Source organism: Ruegeria sp. AA3 (assembly GCF_056542905.1).
Window position 1 is genome coordinate 208,949 of sequence record NZ_JBQGAQ010000004.1, and the last position, 20,621, is coordinate 229,569.

At 57.8% G+C, this 20,621-nt stretch carries 24 protein-coding genes; 19 read left to right on the forward strand and 5 right to left on the reverse strand.

The window, feature by feature from the left end; all coding sequences use genetic code 11:
- The first annotated feature begins 80 nt into the window (after window positions 1-80).
- Genes aroC through cobO form a run of 4 tightly spaced genes read left to right on the forward strand, consistent with a single transcriptional unit; the run spans window position 81 to window position 3,472 of the window.
- Window positions 81-1,181 carry a chorismate synthase gene (aroC, locus tag ACR0JR_RS09580; protein WP_480455973.1) on the forward strand — a complete coding sequence of 367 codons (1,101 nt, stop codon included), beginning with the start codon at window positions 81-83 and terminating at the stop codon, window positions 1,179-1,181.
- Window positions 1,165-1,827 carry an HD domain-containing protein gene (locus tag ACR0JR_RS09585; protein ID WP_480455974.1) on the forward strand — a complete coding sequence of 221 codons (663 nt, stop codon included), beginning with the start codon at window positions 1,165-1,167 and terminating at the stop codon, window positions 1,825-1,827. Before aroC ends, ACR0JR_RS09585 begins: the two co-directional genes overlap by 17 nt.
- Window positions 1,828-1,879: 52 nt before the next feature.
- The gene (locus ACR0JR_RS09590) at window positions 1,880-2,815 is read left to right on the forward strand and encodes a DMT family transporter (RefSeq protein WP_480455975.1); all 936 of its coding nucleotides are present in this window, start codon (window positions 1,880-1,882) and stop codon (window positions 2,813-2,815) included.
- 57 nt (window positions 2,816-2,872) lie between these two features.
- The gene (gene cobO, locus ACR0JR_RS09595) at window positions 2,873-3,472 is read left to right on the forward strand and encodes a cob(I)yrinic acid a,c-diamide adenosyltransferase (protein ID WP_480455976.1); all 600 of its coding nucleotides are present in this window, start codon (window positions 2,873-2,875) and stop codon (window positions 3,470-3,472) included.
- Here cobO and ACR0JR_RS09600 read toward each other — a convergent pair.
- The 4 genes from ACR0JR_RS09600 to ACR0JR_RS09615 all read right to left on the reverse strand — a co-directional run bounded on the left by ACR0JR_RS09600 (window position 3,469) and on the right by ACR0JR_RS09615 (window position 6,359).
- Window positions 3,469-3,678 carry a hypothetical protein gene (locus ACR0JR_RS09600; RefSeq protein ID WP_010443134.1) on the reverse strand — a complete coding sequence of 70 codons (210 nt, stop codon included), beginning with the start codon at window positions 3,676-3,678 and terminating at the stop codon, window positions 3,469-3,471. The genes cobO and ACR0JR_RS09600 overlap by 4 nt on opposite strands.
- A 270-nt stretch (window positions 3,679-3,948) precedes the next feature.
- On the reverse strand, window positions 3,949-4,314 hold the full coding sequence (locus ACR0JR_RS09605) for an SPW repeat domain-containing protein (RefSeq protein ID WP_170780185.1): 366 nt from the start codon (window positions 4,312-4,314) through the stop codon (window positions 3,949-3,951).
- Window positions 4,315-4,425: 111 nt separating this feature from the next.
- Window positions 4,426-5,376, reverse strand: coding sequence for an AraC family transcriptional regulator (locus ACR0JR_RS09610; RefSeq protein WP_480455977.1), 951 nt, complete (start codon window positions 5,374-5,376; stop codon window positions 4,426-4,428).
- A gap of 116 nt (window positions 5,377-5,492) precedes the next feature.
- A complete protein-coding gene (locus tag ACR0JR_RS09615) occupies window positions 5,493-6,359 on the reverse strand; it encodes a branched-chain amino acid aminotransferase (RefSeq protein WP_480455979.1) in 867 nt (288 codons plus the stop codon).
- 159 nt (window positions 6,360-6,518) lie between these two features.
- Between ACR0JR_RS09615 and ACR0JR_RS09620 the strand changes: the two genes are divergently transcribed.
- From ACR0JR_RS09620 to ACR0JR_RS09685, 14 genes are all read left to right on the forward strand, one after another.
- On the forward strand, window positions 6,519-7,031 hold the full coding sequence (locus ACR0JR_RS09620; RefSeq protein WP_010443130.1) for a MarR family winged helix-turn-helix transcriptional regulator: 513 nt from the start codon (window positions 6,519-6,521) through the stop codon (window positions 7,029-7,031).
- Complete coding sequence (locus ACR0JR_RS09625; RefSeq protein ID WP_010443129.1) at window positions 7,028-7,729, forward strand: response regulator; 702 nt, start codon at window positions 7,028-7,030, stop codon at window positions 7,727-7,729. The genes ACR0JR_RS09620 and ACR0JR_RS09625 overlap by 4 nt, the downstream gene beginning before the upstream one ends.
- A 68-nt stretch (window positions 7,730-7,797) precedes the next feature.
- Complete coding sequence (locus ACR0JR_RS09630; RefSeq protein ID WP_480455981.1) at window positions 7,798-8,724, forward strand: histone deacetylase family protein; 927 nt, start codon at window positions 7,798-7,800, stop codon at window positions 8,722-8,724.
- Complete coding sequence (locus ACR0JR_RS09635) at window positions 8,721-8,963, forward strand: exodeoxyribonuclease VII small subunit (RefSeq protein ID WP_010443127.1); 243 nt, start codon at window positions 8,721-8,723, stop codon at window positions 8,961-8,963. The genes ACR0JR_RS09630 and ACR0JR_RS09635 overlap by 4 nt, the downstream gene beginning before the upstream one ends.
- A complete protein-coding gene (locus tag ACR0JR_RS09640) occupies window positions 8,964-9,830 on the forward strand; it encodes a polyprenyl synthetase family protein (protein WP_480455982.1) in 867 nt (288 codons plus the stop codon).
- A 14-nt stretch (window positions 9,831-9,844) separates the two neighbouring features.
- Window positions 9,845-11,773: a 1-deoxy-D-xylulose-5-phosphate synthase gene (gene dxs, locus ACR0JR_RS09645; protein WP_260023498.1), complete on the forward strand. Its 1,929-nt coding sequence runs from the start codon at window positions 9,845-9,847 to the stop codon at window positions 11,771-11,773.
- Between the two features lie 212 nt (window positions 11,774-11,985).
- Window positions 11,986-12,495 carry a ferredoxin-type protein NapF gene (napF, locus tag ACR0JR_RS09650; RefSeq protein WP_480455983.1) on the forward strand — a complete coding sequence of 170 codons (510 nt, stop codon included), beginning with the start codon at window positions 11,986-11,988 and terminating at the stop codon, window positions 12,493-12,495.
- The gene (locus ACR0JR_RS09655) at window positions 12,495-12,767 is read left to right on the forward strand and encodes a chaperone NapD (RefSeq protein WP_170471362.1); all 273 of its coding nucleotides are present in this window, start codon (window positions 12,495-12,497) and stop codon (window positions 12,765-12,767) included. The genes napF and ACR0JR_RS09655 overlap by 1 nt, the downstream gene beginning before the upstream one ends.
- 17 nt (window positions 12,768-12,784) lie before the next feature.
- On the forward strand, window positions 12,785-15,277 hold the full coding sequence (napA, locus tag ACR0JR_RS09660; RefSeq protein WP_480455984.1) for a nitrate reductase catalytic subunit NapA: 2,493 nt from the start codon (window positions 12,785-12,787) through the stop codon (window positions 15,275-15,277).
- A 27-nt stretch (window positions 15,278-15,304) separates the two neighbouring features.
- Window positions 15,305-16,123, forward strand: a complete 819-nt coding sequence (napG, locus tag ACR0JR_RS09665) for a ferredoxin-type protein NapG (RefSeq protein WP_170773374.1) — start codon at window positions 15,305-15,307, stop codon at window positions 16,121-16,123.
- On the forward strand, window positions 16,120-17,031 hold the full coding sequence (gene napH, locus ACR0JR_RS09670; RefSeq protein ID WP_480455985.1) for a quinol dehydrogenase ferredoxin subunit NapH: 912 nt from the start codon (window positions 16,120-16,122) through the stop codon (window positions 17,029-17,031). The genes napG and napH overlap by 4 nt, the downstream gene beginning before the upstream one ends.
- Before the next feature lie 12 nt (window positions 17,032-17,043).
- A complete protein-coding gene (locus ACR0JR_RS09675) occupies window positions 17,044-17,478 on the forward strand; it encodes a nitrate reductase cytochrome c-type subunit (protein WP_170398181.1) in 435 nt (144 codons plus the stop codon).
- Between the two features lie 26 nt (window positions 17,479-17,504).
- Complete coding sequence (locus tag ACR0JR_RS09680) at window positions 17,505-18,197, forward strand: NapC/NirT family cytochrome c (protein WP_170471354.1); 693 nt, start codon at window positions 17,505-17,507, stop codon at window positions 18,195-18,197.
- 12 nt (window positions 18,198-18,209) lie between these two features.
- Window positions 18,210-18,467 (forward strand): hypothetical protein, encoded by a 258-nt coding sequence (locus ACR0JR_RS09685; protein ID WP_010443117.1) that lies wholly within the window; start codon window positions 18,210-18,212, stop codon window positions 18,465-18,467.
- Window positions 18,468-18,494: 27 nt separating this feature from the next.
- Here the strand turns inward: ACR0JR_RS09685 and ACR0JR_RS09690 are convergent, their stop codons facing one another.
- Complete coding sequence (locus tag ACR0JR_RS09690) at window positions 18,495-19,196, reverse strand: Crp/Fnr family transcriptional regulator (protein ID WP_170471352.1); 702 nt, start codon at window positions 19,194-19,196, stop codon at window positions 18,495-18,497.
- Window positions 19,197-19,381: 185 nt separating this feature from the next.
- Between ACR0JR_RS09690 and hemA the strand changes: the two genes are divergently transcribed.
- On the forward strand, window positions 19,382-20,605 hold the full coding sequence (gene hemA / locus ACR0JR_RS09695; RefSeq protein WP_480455986.1) for a 5-aminolevulinate synthase: 1,224 nt from the start codon (window positions 19,382-19,384) through the stop codon (window positions 20,603-20,605).
- The last annotated feature ends 16 nt before the right edge of the window (window positions 20,606-20,621 follow it).

Sequence of the window (20,621 nt, forward strand, 5' to 3'; positions counted from 1 at the left end):
TCGGGGTCACCCTCGACCGCAAATCCGCTTGAGGCCAAGCCCCGCGCCCGCTAATCACGTTCCGCAAAGGAGCACGCCCCATGTCGATGAACAGCTTTGGACACCTCTTCCGAGTCACCACCTGGGGTGAAAGTCACGGCCCTGCATTGGGGGCCACCGTCGACGGCTGCCCACCAGGTGTGCAAATCAATGAGACTATGATCCAGCACTGGCTGGACAAGCGCAAACCAGGGCAGAACAAGTTTACGACCCAGCGACGCGAGCCCGATCAGGTCAAAATTCTGTCCGGTGTTTTCGAAGGCCAGACCACCGGCACGCCTGTACAATTGATGATCGAGAACACCGATCAGCGCTCGAAAGACTACGGCGACATCATGGACAAGTTCCGCCCTGGTCACGCTGATATTACTTACTGGCAGAAATACGGTATTCGCGATTATCGCGGTGGCGGACGCAGCTCGGCCCGGGAAACGGCTTCGCGTGTCGCCGCTGGAGGGTTGGCGCGCGAGGCGATCAAGCAGATCGCCCCGAATGTGCAGATCACCGGTTATATGACGCAGATCGGCCCGCACAAAATCGACCGTGCCAATTTCGACTGGTCGCAGATCGAACAAAACCCGTTCTGGACACCGGACGCTAAATCTGCCGAGGATTGGGCGGTCTATCTTGATGATCTGCGCAAGTCCGGAAACTCGGTCGGCGCGGTAGTTGAGGTCGTGGCACGTGGCGTCCCTGCGGGGCTGGGCGCACCAATATACGCAAAGTTAGACACTGATCTGGCCGCTGCCATGATGTCGATCAACGCCGTAAAAGGCGTCGAGATTGGCGAGGGTATGGCGGCAGCAGAACTGACCGGCGAAGCCAACGCTGACGAAATCTTTATGGGTCAGAACGGCCCGCAATACAGCTCGAACCATGCAGGTGGCATTTTGGGCGGCATTTCCACCGGGCAGGACGTCGTCGTGCGTTTTGCGGTCAAGCCGACCTCGTCGATCTTGACCACTCGCAAAACCATCACCAAATCCGGTGAAGAGACCGAGATCATTACCAAAGGACGCCACGATCCCTGCGTTGGCATCCGCGCCGTGCCGGTGGGTGAGGCGATGATGGCCTGTGTAATCCTCGATCACTTGCTTCTACATCGCGGCCAGATCGGCGAGAACCGTGGACGGATTGGCTGATCATCGCGCGGCGCTTCGGGCGGTCGTCACGCAGCGAATGCTGACCGATCCAGCGCATGATCTGGCGCATCTGGATCGGGTTTGGTTAATCGCTCAGACTATTGCTGACCAGCGCACCAACCAGCGTGTATTGCTCGCCGCCTGTTATCTGCATGATCTGGTCAATCTGCCCAAGGACGATCCCAACCGGCATCTGGCGTCGCAACAATCGGCCACTGAATCAGAGCCTATTCTTGCAGAACTTGGCTTTGCGGCTTCGGAAATTTGCGCCACGCAACACGCCATTGCTGCGCACAGCTACTCCGCCAACATCCCTCCTGAATCGCCCGAGGCATGTATCCTGCGGGATGCGGATCGACTGGACGCACTTGGCGCGATCGGGATTGCCCGCACCTTCGCCGTGTCGGGAGCGTTGGGGCGGGCGTTATATGATATCGCCGATCCCTTCGCCGAAGACCGCGTCTTGGATGATCAGAAATTTGCAATTGACCATTGGAAGACCAAGCTGCTGAATCTGCCAGCTGAAATGGTGACTGATGGCGGACGTGATTCAGCGCACAAGCGGGTTACTCAAATGCTCGGGTTTCTTGAGATATTCTCGGAAGAAATCGGGCACCCACTCCCAATCAACTGGAAATCTGTCTGATTGGTACAATCCCATCGTTGATCTTTTGCGCGCGAAAGCGCAGGTTCGCGCCATGGCGAAATCCTTAACATCGCATCGTCCGGCATTAGCCGTGGCGCTGAAACTCAGTGCGCTGGTGCTGTTCACAGTAATGTCCGCCTTGGTCAAGGCGCTGTCAGATGATTTCCCTCCGGGCGAAATGGTGTTTTTCCGCTCGCTCTTCGCCATTCCGGTCATCATTGCTTGGTTGTCATGGCGCGGAGAGCTGACGCAAGGTTTCATCGTAAAGAAGCCTATGGGCCATTTCTGGCGCGGTGTATTGGGCACGTCGGCCATGGGGTTGACCTTTACCGGACTTAGCCTGCTGCCTTTGCCCGAGGTCACGGCCATCGGCTATGCCACCCCTATCTTCACGCTGATCCTGGCCGCAATCATGTTGGGTGAACGGATACGAATAATCCGCATCGGTGCCGTTGCGCTTGGTCTTGTCGGCGTTCTGATAATGATCTGGCCACGCCTGGGCTCGGGTACTGCTGAATCCGCCGCAATGATCGGCGCACTCTGTGTATTGGCGGCTACCGTCGCGCGCGCTTTTGTTCAGATACACATTCGGCAACTTGTGCAGGTGGATCATCCAGCTGCGATTGTGTTCTACTTTTCGCTCACCGCAACTTTGCTTTCAAGCCTATCGGTGTTTTGGGGCTGGGTTGTCCCAAGCTGGGAACAAGCCGCATTGCTGGTGACAATGGGCTTGATCGGCGGAGTGGCGCAGATTCTCGTGACATCCTCGTACAAGTTCGGTCAAGCCTCGATGTTGGCACCTTACGATTATACGACGATGCTGTTTGCCATCATCATCGGCTATATCTGGTTTGATGAGCTTCCTACCCTGGTGATGCTGGGTGGTGCGGCGCTGGTGATTGCAGGCAACGTTGTGGTTATCCTGCGCGAACGCCAACTTGGACTCGATCGGACCAAGGCGCGGTCTGTAACCGACCCCAAAGCGTGACTTTACCTTTTGCAAACTTCCCCTAGGTTGGGCCGAGCAATCACAGAAAGTTTCCCGATGAGCGACGCACAAAACCACAAAGAAAAAATGCAAGAGGTGCAGGCGAAGCACCGCAAAAAAGTCTCGGAAGCGGTTGATCCCGGTCGGGGATTGGTGCTGATCAACACCGGCAAGGGCAAAGGCAAGTCCTCGGCCGCATTTGGTGTAGTAATTCGCGCCTTGGGTTGGGGTCAGAAAGTGGCCGTGGTTCAGTTCATCAAAGGCAAATGGAAGACGGGTGAGCGCAGGTTCTTTGAAGAGCGTGATCTGGTCACCTGGCACACAATGGGCGAAGGCTTCACCTGGGATACGCAAGACCGCGAACGTGACATTGCTGCCGCGACGGCAGCCTTTGGCAAGGCGTGTGATCTGATGAAAAGCGGTGACTATGATCTTGTTGTTTTGGACGAGATCAATATCGCGCTGCGCTACGAATACCTTTCAGTAGAGACTGTTATGGACGGTCTTAAGGCCCGTTCGGACAAAACCAGCGTATTCCTGACAGGCCGGGATGCACCCCAAGCTTTGCGCGATTATGCGGATCTGGTGACCGAAATGACCGAAGAGAAGCACCCGTTTCAGGCCGGTATCAAAGCCCAGCGGGGTGTGGATTTCTAAACCCGCACTTCCCCTTCATTCAGCGCGCGCAGTGATGCGCGCCTGACGGGCTCAGGTGTCACGACGGGGTGTTCCTCGAGCTTGCGACAACGTTCGGCATCACAGGTCTTGTGATCAAGATAAGCGGCGACATCTGAGGTCAGCGCATCGCAATCACATGACGCGCAACAGGGATCGCCCATCAATTCTTCGAAACGTTCGCGCAATCGCAGCCTCTTTGAGGTCGTTTCCGGGGCGATGGCAGGCCTTCACATCTGCACAAGCTGAGCCTACAGATCGCCCCAGAACCCGGAGCTTGATATCAAAATCTGGCGTTGCATTATATCTGATTGTTTTTATCGGAAATTTCAAGCCTTAAATTCGATTACATCATCGCCAGCTCAATTAGGGCAAATGGCCTTATTAGAGCCAAAAAAGGAAGAGGGCCACGCAGAAATCCGCACGGCCCATCAATGATTTACAGATTTGGTATTCGGTCAGACAACAACATCTTTTTCGGGCGCACTAAGCGATATGACCGCGACAACAGCGGCACCGTTTATCCAGTAGAACAGGGCGTCAATGCCGGAAAACCCAAGCAGGCTGGGCGCCATCAGAAAGGTAATACCAACAAGAAGATCTACAGCGAGGTGGAACTTGTAGGACAGCACCCTCCAGATTCCGAGATGATGATCTGTCAAAACGGTCAATACGAAGGCGGCCACGCCTGTAACCACGGACAGCCAGAGCGCCAAGGGGTTGGACTGACCAAGCCCTAGAACAAAGGGCAACACCATCAGCGCAATCGCAACCGGGTAGTCGAGATACGCATGGACAGAGCGGGTGACAAAACGCAGGGACATTTCAACTTCCTTTCCTTAATCAGTGATGGCTAAAGGATAGGAGCAGCGATCCGAACGGAGTATACTTGGTCGTTTGATAAACTTTGCAGATCGTTCGAAATATTTGAACGATCAGTGCAGCGCCCGATAGGCGGCAGGAGATACGCCAACCTGCTTCTTGAACACGCGCGAAAACGCGGCCTCAGAGGCATATCCCACCTCGGCAGCCGCATCCGCAACATTCCAGCGGTTTTCGGTCAACCCATGACAGGCTATCTGCATCCGCCAATCTGTCAGATATTGTATCGGAGTTGTTCCCATCTTCTGGGCAAAAAGCTGGGCAAACGCGGTGCGCGACATCGCCGCCTCGCGCGCGAGTGAGGCAACACTCCACTCCTGTGCGGGGGACTGATGAAATGCCGTCAGCGCCCGCGAGATGCGCGGGTCGGCAAACCCGGCCAGCGCGGCATCATCCGGGCTTTGGTGTTCCAGATAGGCCCGTATTGCTTGCGCAAACAGCACTTCAGACAGTTTCAAAGCAATTAAATCGCCGCCAATGCGTGCGCCGGACACCTCTGATCCGATCATGCGCAGGGTCGCCTCAATCCAGGTGCCAGCGTCCTCCCCGTAATTCTCGATCAGAATATAGGGCGGCAGCCGATCGATCAGCATATGCCCAGTCCCTTTCCGACCAGCGGGTCCCGTAAACGAGAAATGACCGCAGATCAGCTGCGTATCGCGTTCTTCTTCCGCCCCGCCATAGACCAGCACACCGTCGCCCGTGTAGCCGGACTGATCCAACACGTGCTCAAGTGGCAGAGCGTCATAGGGTTTGACCTCGTTGCACAGCAGCGCGTGTGACGCGCCATGTGGGATCAAGATCAGGTCGCCCTGCCGCAACCGCAGCGTCTCGCCAGTTGCAGACAGGTAAACCTTAAGCTCACCGCGCTGAACAAAGTGAAAGCGGGCCACGTTCTCGTAGCTCGGCACCTGTATCCCGAACGGAGGGGTAAAGGATGTGCGAAAGTAAAACGTGCCACGAAGAGACAGGCGGGTGAGAATATCGCTGAGAAGATCCAACATAGATCAAGAATACGGTCTCACACGCAGGCGTCCATATCTCGGGACGATCTGCACAAAAATTTGCACGACCTGCGATCAGAACCCCCGCCTGAGCGGGGGTTCAAAGCGGTATTAACTTACGCGCGGACCAGCTTTTCGTAGTCTTCGGCGATTTCGCGGGTCAGATCGCCTACTTCAAACGTATAGTCACCGATTTGCCCGACCGGCGTGACTTCGGCTGCTGTACCTGTCAGCCAGCACTGTTCGAAATCTGCCATTTCTTCGGGTCTGATGCGGCGTTCGTGGACAGTGACGCCCTTGTCTTTCAGCATCTGGATCACCGTCTGACGGGTGATGCCGTTCAGGAAGCAATCGGCCAGCGGGGTGTGCACTTCTCCGTCTTTCACGAAGAAGACGTTGGCACCCGTCGCCTCTGCCACGTTGCCGTTGGAATCCATGAACAAAGCGTCCGAGCAGCCTTTAGCCTCGGCCTTATGCTTTGAAATGGTGCAGATCATGTAAAGACCCGCTGCCTTGGCATGTACCGGAATGGTTTCCGGGCTGGGTCGTTTCCATTCGGCGATGTCCAGCTTGGCACCTTGCATCTTGGCATCACCGTAATACGCACCCCAAGGCCAAACAGCGATCGCCATCCGGACGGGGTTCTTGGCGGAAGCGACACCCATGTCCTCGCCCGAGCCACGCCAGACCAGCGCCCGCACATAAGCATCCTGAAGTCCGCTAGCTTTCAGCGCCTCTTCCTTGGCGGCCTCGATCTCATCGACCGAGTAGGGCATCGGCATATCCAGCGCCTCAGCCGAGGCAATCAGGCGTTCCGAATGTTCGCGGCTTTTGAAGATCTTACCGTTATAGGCGCGCTCACCCTCAAACACGGAGGACGCATAGTGCATCGCGTGGGACAGAATGTGCACATTGGCTTCGCGCCAGGGCACCAGTTCGCCATCCATCCAGATGACACCGTCGCGATCGTCATATCCCGCCATGCGAAACCTCCTGAGCCGGGCTGTATTTCCGAATGTTGCGTCATTTAGGTCCGCTCCGGACATAATGTTGCGCAAAAACTGCAATTCGATACCTGTGCGCTCTTGGAATGTCAATAAGGCTGACATAAAGTCAAACTAAATCGAGTAATGAGGCCCGACATGTCCGACATACGTCCCGCCCCGGTCTTTGGCGGAGAAAGCCTGTTGTTTCTGACAGATGAGCAACTGAGGCAAGGTATCGAGGCCATGTTCTTTGCTTATCGCGGTTTTACCGCCGATCCTGATCGTATCCTGACTGAATTGGCCTATGGTCGGGCGCATCACCGGGCTATCCACTTCATCAACCGCGCGCCGGGAACGACGGTCAACAATCTGCTGGCCATATTGGGTGTTACCAAACAATCGCTGAACCGCGTTCTGCGTAGCCTCATCGAAGATGGTCTGGTCGAAAGCCGAGTCGGAACAGTGGACAAACGTGAACGCCACCTATTTCTGACGGATAAGGGGAAGGCGTTAGAGGCCAAACTCTCCGACGCCCAGCGCGCCCGGATGCGCGCGGCCTACAAGGATGCGGGCCCCGAAGCAGTGGCCGGGTTTCGCAAAGTGCTTGAAGCGATGATGGATGCTGATATGCGTCGTGCATATACAAAACTGCGGGATACGACTTCATGAGCGAAATGGACGCCCATCTTCTTATCGTCGATGATGACGAGCGCATTCGTGACCTGCTCAAGAAATTCCTGATGCGCAGCGGGTTCTTGGTGACTTCTGCGCGCGACGCGGCCCATGCGCGGCGGGTGTTGTCAGGGTTGGATTTTGATATGATTGTGCTGGATGTGATGATGCCCGGTGAGGATGGCGTCAGCCTGACCCGGGCCTTGCGCGAAACGCATTCCACCCCGATCTTGTTGCTGACGGCAAAGGGCGAAACCGAGCATCGGATTGCTGGTTTGGAAGCCGGAGCTGATGACTACTTGGCCAAGCCGTTCGAACCCAAAGAGTTGCTGCTTAGGATCAATGCAATTCTGCGCCGGATGCCGGAAACGCCTGCGCACGACGCAGTGGCCAAGATTCTGCATCTTGGACCAATTCGCTACGATATCGAGCGGGGTGAGATGTGGCAGGGCGAAGATCCGGTGCGCCTGACTGCAACGGAAAGCCAGTTGATGAAGATATTCTCGGCCCAGCCCGGCGAACCGATTAGCCGTGCCAAGCTGGTCGAGGACCTGGGGCGCGACAAGGGACAGGCGCAGGAACGTGCGGTGGACGTGCAGATCACCCGCTTGCGTCGGAAGCTGGAGCAGGATCCGAAACAGCCTCGTTATCTGCAAACTGTGCGCGGTGCGGGCTATATGCTGGCGCCGGACTGATGAGCCGCTGCACGGCGTTTTTAGGCCTTGGGCGAGGATATTTTTAGCCAGATGAATATGGAATCCTGATGAAAACCGCTTTGCTGACCCACGCAGATTGCCTGAACCATGTGACACCGGAGGGGCATCCAGAGCGGGTGGCGCGGTTGGAACATATCCTTCATGCGCTTGAGGATTTGGATTTGCAGCGTGTGACAGCGCCGTTGGCAGCGGATGATGATTTGCTACGAGTTCATCCGCAGAACCATATCAGCGATATTCTTGACCAAAGGCCCTCGGATGGGTTCAAGCAGATTGATGGGGATACATTCATGTCTCCAGGATCTGTTGATGCGGCCTATCGCGCGGCAGGTGCGGTGGTGCGAGCCGTCGATCTGGTACTGGGCGGTGAAGCACCGAATGCGTTCTGTGCGATACGACCGCCAGGCCACCATGCCGAGACGGAAACGGCCATGGGGTTCTGTCTGTTTGGCAATGCCGCGTTGGCTGCAAAGCATGCACTGGATCATCACGGGTTGAACCGCGTTGCAGTGTTGGATTTTGATGTTCATCATGGCAATGGCACGCAGGATTTGCTGTGGGACGAAAAGCGCGCGCTGGTGATCACCAGTCAGCAGATGCCGTTATGGCCCGGCTCTGGCCGTACTGACGAAACCGGCGCTTATGAGACGGTTTTGAATATTCCTTTGGCACCGGGCACAGGCGGAGCGGAGATGCGAGTCGCTTATGAGGCGCAAGCTTTTCCACGACTGCGCGCATTCAAGCCGGAACTAATTATTGTCTCCGCCGGGTTTGATGCCCATCAGGATGATCCGTTGGCAAATCTTAACTGGTCCACGGGTGATTTCGCCTGGATCACGGCGGAGCTGTGCAAGATTGCTGATGAAGTGTGTGATGGGCGTATCGTCTCGACTCTGGAAGGCGGGTATGATCTGAACGCATTGGCCGAGGCGACACGCGCCCATGTGGAAGAATTGATGAAGGCAGCACAATGACCGATACCCCAGTCGAACAGATGACCTTTGAACAGGCGATGAAAGAGCTCGAGGCCGTGGTGGGTCAGCTGGAACGCGGGGATGTGGCGCTGGATCAGTCGATCGCTTTGTATGAGCGGGGTGCGGCGTTGAAGAAACGCTGTGAGGATGAGCTGAAACGCGCCGAGGAAAAGGTGGCCGCGATCACTTTGGACGCAGATGGCCAGCCAACCGGGACGACGCCTGTCGAAGGTCAGTAAATGTTTCGTGAAAAGCTGGCACAGGATGCCGCGCTGATTCAAGACCATTTCGATCTGGTTCTGGGGACGTTGGACGATCTGGATGTGACACAGGCGATGGCCTATGCCACCGCGGGCGGCAAGCGTCTGCGAGGGTTTCTGGTACTGGAAAGCGCGCGGTTACTTGGCGTCGATGCGGCTCGGGCGATCTGGCCGGCGACGGGGATCGAAGCGCTGCATGCATACTCTCTGGTACATGACGACCTGCCCTGCATGGATGATGATGACCTGCGGCGAGGACGCCCCACAGTCCATGTGAAATGGGATGAAGGGACGGCCGTTCTGGCCGGGGATGCGCTGCAGACACTTGCGTTTGAGCTTTGCGTGCGGCCAGAGGTCGGAAATGCTGAAATGCGCGCCGAACTGGCTCTAACACTGGCAAAAGCGAGCGGCGCGCAGGGTATGGTTCTGGGTCAGGCGCTGGATATTGCGGCGGAGACGGCAGCAGAGCCACTGACACTGGATGAGATTACGCAACTGCAAGTGGGCAAGACCGGCGCGTTGATCGAATGGTCCGCCTGTGCAGGCGCGCGGTTGGCGCAGGCCGATCCTGCCCCCTTGCGCCAATATGCCCAGGCGCTTGGGCTTGCCTTTCAGATCGCGGATGACATCATGGATGTTGAAGGAGATGCCGAAAAGGCAGGAAAGCGCTTGCAGAAGGATGCAGAGGCGGGCAAGGCGACCTTTGTCTCGCTTCTTGGTCTGGATGCGGCTAAATCCCGTGCCGCTGAGCTTGTGGATCAGGCTTGTGCTGCGTTGGATGAATATGGCCCCGCGGCAGAAACCTTGAAGCAGGCTGCCCGCTTCGTTATTGCCCGGGACAGCTAAGCCAGGAACGCCAAATGTCTGACCGCCCGAATACGCCCTTGTTGGACCTTGTGAGCCGCCCAGCGGATCTGAAGCAGTTTTCAGATGCGCAACTGCATCAGGTCGCACATGAATTGCGGACCGAAACGATCTCTGCAGTATCGGTTACCGGAGGGCATCTGGGCGCGGGTCTGGGCGTGGTTGAGCTGACCACTGCGCTTCACGCAGTGTTCGATACACCCCGCGACAAGATCATCTGGGACGTCGGTCACCAGTGCTATCCGCATAAAATTCTGACCGAGCGCCGAGATCGAATCCGCACCCTGCGCATGAAAGACGGGCTGAGCGGCTTCACCAAGCGCAGCGAAAGCCCATATGACCCGTTTGGCGCGGCGCATTCCAGCACATCGATCAGCGCCGCGCTGGGTTTTGCCGTGGCCCGTGATCTGGGCGGTGTGACGCCCGAAGGTCTGGGCGATGCGATTGCCGTGATCGGCGATGGCTCGATGTCTGCGGGCATGGCATTTGAGGCGATGAACAATGCAGGGCATCTGAAGAAACGCCTGATCGTGATCCTGAACGACAACGAGATGAGCATTGCGCCACCCGTGGGTGCTCTGTCCAACTACCTATCGCGCATTTATGCGGAAGAGCCGTTTCACGATCTGAAAGCGGCCGCCAAAGGCGCGGTGTCGTTGCTACCGGAACCCTTCCGTGAAGGGGCCAAGCGCGCCAAGGACATGTTGAAGGGCATGGCCATGGGCGGGACGCTATTTGAGGAATTAGGCTTTTCTTATCTCGGCCCCATCGACGGCCATGATCTGGACCAGTTGTTGCCGGTTTTGCGTGCGGTCAAGGCCAAAGCGACAGGTCCGATCCTGATCCACGTATTGACCAAAAAGGGCAAGGGTTATGCCCCTGCCGAACAGGCACGCGACAAGGGTCACGCAACCGCTAAGTTCGATGTAGTGACGGGTGAGCAGAAAAAGGCACCATCCAACGCGCCGTCTTACACGTCGGTCTTTGGCAAGACCCTGGTCGAGGAAGCGGCGCGGGATGACAAGATCGTCGCCGTCACCGCTGCAATGCCGGATGGGACTGGGCTGAACCTGTTTGCTGAGCGCTACCCTTCGCGGTGTTTTGATGTGGCGATTGCCGAACAGCATGGTGTGACCTTCTCGGCTGCGCTGGCCGCCGGCGGGATGAAGCCGTTCTGTGCAATGTATTCCACTTTCCTACAGCGTGGCTACGATCAGGTGGTACATGACGTAGCCATCCAACGCTTGCCGGTGCGCTTTGCCGTCGACCGTGCTGGATTGGTCGGAGCCGATGGCGCAACCCATGCGGGATCGTTTGATATTGCTTACTTGGCCAACCTTCCGGGCATGGTTGTCATGGCCGCCGCGGATGAGGCCGAGTTGATGCACATGGTTGCCACTGCCGTCGCTTATGATGATGGTCCGATCGCCTTCCGCTATCCTCGCGGCGAAGGGGTGGGCGTTGACTTGCCCGAGCGCGGTGAAGTGTTGGAGATCGGCAAAGGCCGCATAATCCAAAAGGGTGCGCGTGTAGCATTGCTGTCGTTCGGGACGCGGCTGGCCGAGGTGCAGAAGGCGGCCGAGGCGCTTTCCGCGCGCGGGATCGCCCCCACCATCGCCGATGCGCGCTTTGCCAAGCCTCTGGATCGGGATTTGATCCTTGATCTGGCCGCGAACCACGAGGCGCTGATCACGATCGAGGAAGGCGCAGTTGGCGGTTTCGGCAGTCATGTTGCGCAGCTTTTGGCCGATGAGGGCGTGTTCGACGAAGGGTTGAAGTATCGCTCGATGGTGTTGCCGGATATTTTCATCGATCAGGCAAACCCAGCGGATATGTACGCGGTCGCTGGTATGAATGCAGAGCAGATCGAGGCCAAAGTGCTGTCGATTCTGGGCGTCACGACGATTGGCGAAAAACGCGCCTGAATCGACGAATTCATTTGGCGCAAACGCGTGGTCGTGATTTAAGTTTCATAGACACATCTGAAATTGTGCATTTTTTGCACATGTTTTTTGCCTCTGCGGGGAAATAACAGCTTTGAAAATGACATAGGTCAATATCCTGATGTTCGGGTTACACTAGAACCCGACTCGGGGTGAGGCTGCTCCTTGCCCTTTATGCATAAGGTCGCAAGCGAATGAACAAGCTAGCCAGCCGCCGTGCGTTTCTTAAGGGAAAAGTGCTGCGCAATGATCAAAACTCCATCCGCCCGCCTGGGGCAGATGCAGCCGAGTTTCTTGAGCTGTGCACGCAATGCGACGAATGCCGCGAGGCATGTCCCGAAGACATAATCAAGTTCGACACACAAGGCTTCCCCGTCGTCCAACTGGATGCAAGCCCCTGCACATTTTGCGGCGATTGCGCCAATGCCTGCCCAACCGGAGCATTGAACCCCGAACATATCGCCGACTGGCCCTGGCGCGCCAAAGTTGCTGCCACGTGCCTGTCGATGAACGGCGTCAGCTGTCGGGTCTGTCAGGATGTCTGCGACCACCGTGCAATCCGCTTTGAATTGCAGACCGGTGGCCGCGCCGAACCTGTACTCGACACCGATACCTGCACCGGCTGCGGCGCCTGCGCTAGCGCCTGCCCCGCCGGTTCCGTCAGCTTTGAACGCCATACCCCGCCCACGCAGGAGGTCGCCTAATGAACATCTGTGGTTGCCTCGTCCATGTAACCCCCGAAACCACGCAGAGTGCACAGGCCACGATTGCGGGTACAAACGGGGCAGAGGTTCATGCGGCATCTGAGGATGGCCGCATTGTTGTTGTGGTCGAGGATACGCCTGAAAAATTGGCATCCGAGACGATCATGGATCTGCATCAGATCCCGGGTGTGATCTCTCTGACCCTGACTTATCACCATTTCGAAGACCTTGCGGAGACCCGTCCGCACCTTAACGCTTCTCGCCAGATATAAAGCCGGAGACCCATGTCATGACCATCTCTGAATCCCGCCGGACCTTTCTAAAATCAACCGCCGCCGCTGCGACAGCATCAGCCGCAGGTTTGCCGCTTGCTACCGGGCCGGCCAGCGCTCAAGTCGGCAACCCTGATATTCGCTGGGACAAAGCCGCCTGTCGGTTCTGTGGCACCGGATGCTCGGTCCTGGTTGGTACCAAAGACGGGCGCGTCGTCGCCACGCAGGGCGACCCAGACGCGCCGGTGAACCGCGGTCTGAACTGCATCAAGGGCTATTTCCTGTCCAAGATCATGTACGGCAAAGACCGCCTGACCACGCCGATGCTGCGCAAGACCAATGGCGAATACGATAAGAATGGTGAATTCGAACCCGTCAGCTGGGACGAAGCCTTCGACGTCATGGCCGCCAAGTGGAAAGAGGCCCTTGCCAAGAAAGGGCCGACCAGTGTTGGTATGTTCGGCTCGGGCCAGTGGACCGTTTGGGAAGGTTATGCCGCTGCCAAGATGATGAAAGCCGGTTTCCGGTCCAACAACATCGACCCGAACGCGCGCCACTGCATGGCCTCGGCGGTGGTCGGCTTTATGCGGACATTTGGCATTGACGAGCCGATGGGCTGCTATGACGATTTTGAGCATGCCGATACGTTCGTGCTCTGGGGCTCGAACATGGCCGAGATGCACCCGATCCTGTGGTCACGTCTGACCGACACGCGTCTGACCAAACCGGGATCCGAAGTGCATGTGCTGTCGACTTATGAACACCGCTCGTTCGAGCTGGCCGACAATGGCATGGTCTTTGCGCCGCAGACCGATCTGGCGATCTTGAACTACATCGCCAACTACATCATCCAGAACGGCGCGGTGAACGAAGAGTTCGTCAAGAACCACGTCAACATCACCAAGACCGCCACCGATATCGGCTATGGCCTGCGCGACAATAACCCGCTGCAGCAAGAGGCCGAGAACCCGAACTCGGGCAAATTGGAACCGATCAGCTTCGAAGAATATGCCGAGGCGGTTTCGGAATACACGCTGGAATACACATCGGAACTTTCCGGCGTTCCTGCCTCTCAGCTCGAGCGTCTGGCCCAGCAATATGCAGATCCAAACCGCAAGGTGATGAGCCTGTGGACCATGGGCTTCAACCAGCACACCCGCGGATCGTGGGTGAACTCACTGATGTACAACGTGCACCTGCTGGTCGGTAAGATTTCAGAGCCCGGCAATTCGCCCTTCTCGCTTACCGGTCAGCCCTCGGCCTGTGGTACAGCACGTGAGGTTGGGACCTTCGCTCACCGTCTGCCCGCCGACATGGTCGTCGCCAACGACAAGCACCGCGAGATTTGCGAGACTGCGTGGAAAATCCCTGCGGGCACCATCCCGCCCAAACCCGGCTTCCACGCCGTATTGCAGCACCGCAAACTGAAAGACGGTGATCTGAACGCCTATTGGGTGCAGTGCACCAACAACATGCAGGCCGCACCAAACATCAACGAAGAGGGCTACCCCGGTTATCGCAACCCGGAAAACTTCATCGCCGTCTCAGACCCTTATCCGACCGTGACCGCCCTGTCCGCTGACTTGATCCTGCCCACCGCCATGTGGGTCGAGAAGGAAGGTGCCTATGGCAACGCCGAGCGTCGCACGCAATTCTGGCGGCAGCAAGTTAAGGCTCCGGGTGAGGCGAAATCGGACCTCTGGCAGCTGATGGAGTTCTCCAAACGCTTCACCGTTGAAGAGGTCTGGGGCGAGGAACTGCTGGCCACCATGCCCGAACATCGCGGCAAGACCATGTATGAGGTGTTGTTCGCAAACGGCACGATCGACCAGTTCCCGCTGTCTGAAACAGCAGAAGGCTTCGACAACGACGAGTCCGAGCACTTTGGCTACTACGTCCAGAAGGGCCTGTTCGAGGAATATGCCGAGTTCGGTCGCGGACATGCGCACGATCTGGCACCGTTCGAAACTTACCATCAGGCCCGCGGTCTTCGCTGGCCGGTCGTGGACGGCAAAGAGACTCTTTATCGCTTCCGCGAAGGCTATGATCCTTACGTACCCGAAGGTGCGGATGTGAAGTTCTATGGCCATAAGGATGGCAAGGCCAAGATCATCTTTGCCCCATACGAACCCGCCCCCGAGGAACCGGATGAAGAATTCAACCTGTGGCTCTGCACAGGCCGTGTGCTGGAACACTGGCATTCGGGTTCTATGACCCGCCGCGTGCCCGAACTGCACCGCGCCTATCCCGCCGCTGTTGTCTACATGCATCCGGACGATGCGCGCGATCGTGGTCTGCGGCGCGGGCAGGAGATCGTTCTGTCTACCCGCCGCGGCGAAGTCAACAGCCGGGTCGAAACCCGCGGCCGGAACAAAGTTCCGCGCGGTCTTGTCTTCATGCCTTGGTTCGACGAGGGCCAGCTAACCAACAAGCTGACCTTGGACGCGACCTGCCCGCTGTCGAAAGAGACCGACTTCAAGAAATGCGCCTGTAAGGTCGAGCGCGCGTAAAAGGCTGGCAAGGCAAAGGTCGTCCCCATGTCTCGTGTTGGCACACCCCTTTCGCCGCAGCGGCGCCGGTTCCTTCAGGACTCGGCGCGCGCAGCGGGTGGCTGCGTCGCAGCCGGGTCCCTGTTGGCCTGGCTGGCGCGGGACGCACGGGCGTTGCCGGCCGAAGCATTGCGACCTCCCGGTGCCTTGCCGGAAAAAGACTTTCTATCAGCCTGTATCCGCTGCGGTTTGTGCGTGCGGGAATGTCCCTATGACACGCTGAAACTGGCCGAACTGGGTGTTGATGCGGTGGCCACCGGCACGCCGTATTTCACCGCCCGTGATGTGCCTTGTGAAATGTGTGACGACATCCCCTGTGTCGCGGCCTGCCCCACCGGGGCGCTGGACCCTGGATTGGACAACATAGACGACGCCAAGATGGGCGTGGCCGTTCTGGTCGATCAGGAGAACTGCCTGAACTTTCTCGGCCTGCGTTGCGACGTCTGTTACCGCGTCTGCCCCATCATCGACGACGCCATCACTCTGGAAACCGAACACAACGCCCGCTCAGGCAGTCATGCGATCTTCATTCCAACCGTTCATGCCGATCATTGCACCGGATGTGGCGTTTGCGAGAAAAGCTGCGTTCTGCCCGAAGCTGCGATCAAAGTTCTTCCCACCCGATTGGCCCGGGGCAGCAGCGCAGATCACTATCGCAAGGGCTGGGAAGAGAAAGAAGCCAAAGGCGCGCCCGTCGTCGAAGGCATTATCGACCTGCCAGACCGCTTACCGGGACCGGGCACCGATAACCTTGTCGCACCGGGCGGGTTTGAGCCCAGCTTCAAGTTGCCGGAGGTCACCCAATGACCGCCCGCACAAATATGCCACTGGGGCAAGAGGCCATCGCTAGCAAAGGTTGGTTGAGTACCCATAAATACCTGCTGCTGCGCCGCGCCAGTCAGCTGTTCTTTCTGGTGCTGTTTCTGCTGGGCCCATGGTTCGGGATCTGGATCGTGCAGGGCACTCTGGCCGGGTCGCTGACGCTGGGCGTGCTGCCCCTGACCGATCCGTTTGTTTTTCTGCAAAGCCTGATCGCCGGGCACTGGCCCGAGCTGACTGCCGCCATCGGTGCCGCCATCGTCCTGGTTGCTTACGCGTTGATCGGAGGTCGCGTCTATTGCTCGTGGGTCTGCCCGATCAACCCCGTAACCGACGGCGCGCATTGGCTGCACCGCAAGCTGGGCCTGCAAAAAGGCTGGCAACCCAAACGTGGCACTCGGCTGTGGATTATGGCCACTGTGCTTATCGTCTCAGGCCTGACCGGAGCCATCGCGTGGGAGCTGGTCAATCCGATCACCATGCTGCATCGCGGGCTAATCTTTGGCATGGGATTTGTCTGGGCGATGGTCGCCGCGATCTTCCTATTCGACCTGCTGGTATCGCGCCACGGATGGTGCGGCCATATCTGCCCGGTAGGCGCGTTCTATGGATTGATCGGCAGCAAAGCGATGCTGCGGGTCAGCGCCGCCAACCGCTCCGCCTGCGATGACTGCATGGACTGCTACGCGGTCTGCCCGGAAAACCACGCGATCTCTCCGGCGCTGAAAGGCAAAGATACCGTGCTGATCCTGTCGCCCGACTGCACCAATTGCGGGCGCTGCATCGATATCTGTGCCGAAGACGTTTTCAAATTCACCCATCGGTTCGACGCCCTGACCGTCGCGCCACCGGAACCAACCGCCGCGCCTCAGCCGCGCGCCTCAAGACCTTTTTGAAGGAGTGAGAAGATGAAAAAGCCGATCCTAGTGGGCCTTGCCCTGATCCCGCCGCTGCTCCTCGGTGGCCTGGCCCTTGCACAATCTGCCGGGGTCAACAGCCTGCGCGGTGCCGAGGTAGATGAACCTGCCGTTCTGGATCAGGTGCATCGCACGGTCGAAGGCCGCATGCAGCGCAACTATCGCCAGCAGCCGCCGCTGATCCCGCACTCGATCGAACAGTACCAGATCGACCTGCGCACCAACCAGTGCCTGTCGTGCCACGACTGGACCAAAGCCGGTGAGCGCAATGCGCCGACACTGTCGATGACCCACTATCTGGACCGCGAAGGCCGTGAGTTGGATCAGATCGCGGGCACTCGGTATTTCTGCAACCAATGTCACGTGCCGCAGGCCGATGCGCTGCCGCTGGTCGACAACACTTTTGAACCTTCCTCCGGAAACTAAACTCAGGTCGAAAAGGAGAGCGCGACATGTCCGACTCCCAAGAAAAACAAGGGCTCATCCGGCGCCTCTGGACCTGGTTCTGGAGCCCGATCGCCGTCCTCAGCGTTGGTTTCACCCTGCTTGCCGGATTTCTGGCAGGCATCCTGTTCTGGGGTGGGTTCCACTGGACGCTGGAACTGACGAATACAGAAGAGTTCTGCACCTCGTGTCACACGATGGAGGTCAATCTCGGCGAATACCGCGAGACCATCCACTATAACAACCATTCGGGCGTGCGGGCGATCTGTTCGGATTGCCACGTCCCGGACGAGTGGAACCATAAGATCAAAGCCAAGATCATGGCCGTTAAGGATGTCTACCACGAACTGGCAGGCACGATCAGCACGCCCGAGAAGTATGAGGATCATCGTCTCGCTATGGCGACGGCCGTTTGGAAGAAGATGAAAGCATCCGACAGCCGGGAATGCCGTAACTGTCACAACTTCGACTATATGGACTTCACGATTCAGGAAACCCGGGCCGCCAATGAACACCAGCGCGCGATCGATAACGGCATGACCTGTATCGACTGCCATCAGGGTATCGCGCACAGCCTCCCACCCAACTATCTGGAAACGTATGAAAAGATTGCGAAAGAGATAGACGGCGAGGTTCTGCAGGAACACGCAGCCGCTTCAGGAGACGACATCCGCGCGTTCCTGAACAAAAGCTCGGATTAAGGTGGGACAGAGATGTTAGAAATACTTGGAACCATCGGCGGCAACGTATTGGGCCTACCCGGCATTCTGGGTCTGGCACTGGGCATGATGACCCGCCAATATTGGTTGGGGGCCCTATTGGGCGGTCTGGTAGGCCTGATCGCACCACTGCTTTTTGCCGGGTGGCAATTTTCCCATGTCGGAGCCATGGCGCTAATCATCGCGATCATCGTTGGCGTCTGTGCCGGTACCCTTGGCACCGCCATTCGCCGCAAGGGCGCGACAGTCTGAACAGGTCAACCCGGCAGCAATGTCGGGTTACCGACCCCAGTTTTCCGCCGGATCACTTTCGGCATAATCCCGCAGCAATGCTATATCCGATATTACAGCGTGGTTGCGGTTGATCTTTACCCCCACCGCCTTAAGCCTTGAAAACGCCCGGCTCAGGCTTTCGGGTTTCATACCCAGACGACCCGCGATCAGCATCTTGTCATAAGGCAGCGATACTTCGCACTCACCCGCATCAGTGTCACAGAGGTTCAGCAAAAACTCGGCCACGCGCTGTGCGCCGGTCTGCGCCTTGAGCTGTTCCAGCTGCGCCACCAGCGAGTGCAGATGGGTGAAGGTCGCGGCCAGGATCGAGATCCCGATCTCGGGGTCTTCCTTCATCAGCGAAATCAGGATTGGACTAGGAATGTGCATGACATCACAGGCCGAAACGGCCTCGGCCGAGACCGGATAGGGCACGTTGCGCAGCGCCACGGCTTCACCAAAACTGTCGCCACGGGTAAAGACGCTGACTACCGCTTCGGCACCGGTCGGGGTCATGCGGAACAGCTTGACCCAACCCTCCAATACGACGTGTATGGCCTGCGCCGTTTCCTCCTGCAGGAATATCGTCTCACCACGGTCATACTGACGCCAGATCGCGTGGCTCAGCAGCGTTTCCACATGCTGTTCCGGTAAACTGCGCAGCAGCAGCGACTGACGTGCGATCGCTTTTTGTGCTTCGTGAGACAAGAGAATACCCCTGTTACTTCCTGCCGGCGCGCGCGCTCGGTTGGTCCATCCCTGTCCCACGCTATGCCAGAGCCGGCAGTTGTGCACCATAGTTTTATGTTGTGTAAACTTGACTATTGTCATGTTGCGGGTTGGTTCGCTGCCCTATTCTCGGCTCAAAGCCAGTATTCCGGGGAGCACGTAACATGGACTACGAGCGTTATTTCAGCCAAAGCCTCAATGACCTTCGGGATGAAGGGAATTATCGTGTTTTCATAGACTTGCAGCGTCGTTGCGGTTCTTTTCCGAACGCACGTCAGACGGATGGCTCGGTCCAGCGGAATGTGCGGATCTGGTGCTCGAACGACTATCTCGGCATGGGCCAGCACCCCTCGGTGATCGGTGCGATGCATGACGCATTGGACCGCTGCGGCGCGGGGGCTGGCGGTACGCGGAACATATCGGGCACCACGCATGATCACGTGCTGCTTGAGGCCGAACTGGCTGATCTGCACGGAAAGGAATCCGCGCTTCTGTTTACTTCCGGGTATGTTTCGAATTGGGCAGCTCTTGGCACCCTCGCCGCGAAGATTCCGGGCCTGATCGTATTCTCTGACGCGCTGAACCACGCCTCGATGATCGAAGGCATCCGCCACTCGCGGGCGCAGAAGGTGATCTGGAAACACAACGATCTGGAAGACCTTGAGGCAAAACTGGCTGCCGCTGATCCAGATGCGCCCAAGATGATCGCCTTTGAATCGGTATATTCGATGGACGGTGACATCGCCCCGATCAAAGAGATTTGCGATCTGGCCGACAAATATGGCGCGATGACCTATCTGGATGAGGTTCATGCGGTTGGTCTTTACGGCCCGCGCGGCGGCGGCATCGCCGAACGCGAAGGGCTGATGGATCGCCTGACTGTTATCGAAGGCACGCTAGGCAAGGCGTTCGGTGTGGTGGGCGGGTACATCGCTGCCTCTGCTGCGCTGTGCGATTTCGTGCGCAGCTTTGCCAGCGGCTTCATTTTCACCACCGCCCTGCCGCCTTCGATTGCCGCCGGGGCTGCAGCCTCGATCCGGCATCTGAAACAATCGAATACTGAACGCGACTTGCAGAAAGCCCGCGTGGCACAGGTTCGGGCCCGTTTGGATGCGGAAGGTATCCCCCATATCCCCAACCCCAGCCATATCATCCCAGTGATGGTCGGCGATCCGGTGAAGTGCAAGTTCATCTCGGACACGCTGCTGGAAGAGTTCGGCATCTATATCCAGCCGATCAACTATCCCACCGTGCCGAAAGGGACCGAGCGGCTGCGGATCACGCCGTCGCCCGTCCATACCGATGAGGATATCGACCAACTTGTCGGCGCGCTGTCTGCCCTCTGGCAACGCTGTCAGATCGCGCGGATGCCGATGGCCGCCCAGTGATTAAGAAGCGCCCCCT

Bases quoted from the DNA above. Each gene is read 5' to 3' on its own strand.
- hemA (WP_480455986.1), top strand. From the start codon at position 19,382: ATGGACTACGAGCGTTATTTCAGCCAAAGCCTCAATGACCTTCGGGAT.
- dxs (WP_260023498.1), top strand. From the start codon at position 9,845: ATGTCTGACCGCCCGAATACGCCCTTGTTGGACCTTGTGAGCCGCCCA.
- ACR0JR_RS09655 (WP_170471362.1), top strand. From the start codon at position 12,495: ATGAACATCTGTGGTTGCCTCGTCCATGTAACCCCCGAAACCACGCAG.
- ACR0JR_RS09590 (WP_480455975.1), top strand. From the start codon at position 1,880: ATGGCGAAATCCTTAACATCGCATCGTCCGGCATTAGCCGTGGCGCTG.
- ACR0JR_RS09630 (WP_480455981.1), top strand. From the start codon at position 7,798: ATGAAAACCGCTTTGCTGACCCACGCAGATTGCCTGAACCATGTGACA.
- napF (WP_480455983.1), top strand. From the start codon at position 11,986: ATGAACAAGCTAGCCAGCCGCCGTGCGTTTCTTAAGGGAAAAGTGCTG.
- ACR0JR_RS09620 (WP_010443130.1), top strand. From the start codon at position 6,519: ATGTCCGACATACGTCCCGCCCCGGTCTTTGGCGGAGAAAGCCTGTTG.
- ACR0JR_RS09605 (WP_170780185.1), bottom strand. From the start codon at position 4,314: ATGTCCCTGCGTTTTGTCACCCGCTCTGTCCATGCGTATCTCGACTAC.
- ACR0JR_RS09625 (WP_010443129.1), top strand. From the start codon at position 7,028: ATGAGCGAAATGGACGCCCATCTTCTTATCGTCGATGATGACGAGCGC.
- ACR0JR_RS09685 (WP_010443117.1), top strand. From the start codon at position 18,210: ATGTTAGAAATACTTGGAACCATCGGCGGCAACGTATTGGGCCTACCC.
- ACR0JR_RS09635 (WP_010443127.1), top strand. From the start codon at position 8,721: ATGACCGATACCCCAGTCGAACAGATGACCTTTGAACAGGCGATGAAA.
- ACR0JR_RS09615 (WP_480455979.1), bottom strand. From the start codon at position 6,359: ATGGCGGGATATGACGATCGCGACGGTGTCATCTGGATGGATGGCGAA.
- cobO (WP_480455976.1), top strand. From the start codon at position 2,873: ATGAGCGACGCACAAAACCACAAAGAAAAAATGCAAGAGGTGCAGGCG.
- ACR0JR_RS09675 (WP_170398181.1), top strand. From the start codon at position 17,044: ATGAAAAAGCCGATCCTAGTGGGCCTTGCCCTGATCCCGCCGCTGCTC.
- ACR0JR_RS09610 (WP_480455977.1), bottom strand. From the start codon at position 5,376: ATGTTGGATCTTCTCAGCGATATTCTCACCCGCCTGTCTCTTCGTGGC.
- napG (WP_170773374.1), top strand. From the start codon at position 15,305: ATGTCTCGTGTTGGCACACCCCTTTCGCCGCAGCGGCGCCGGTTCCTT.
- napH (WP_480455985.1), top strand. From the start codon at position 16,120: ATGACCGCCCGCACAAATATGCCACTGGGGCAAGAGGCCATCGCTAGC.
- napA (WP_480455984.1), top strand. From the start codon at position 12,785: ATGACCATCTCTGAATCCCGCCGGACCTTTCTAAAATCAACCGCCGCC.
- ACR0JR_RS09640 (WP_480455982.1), top strand. From the start codon at position 8,964: ATGTTTCGTGAAAAGCTGGCACAGGATGCCGCGCTGATTCAAGACCAT.
- ACR0JR_RS09680 (WP_170471354.1), top strand. From the start codon at position 17,505: ATGTCCGACTCCCAAGAAAAACAAGGGCTCATCCGGCGCCTCTGGACC.
- aroC (WP_480455973.1), top strand. From the start codon at position 81: ATGTCGATGAACAGCTTTGGACACCTCTTCCGAGTCACCACCTGGGGT.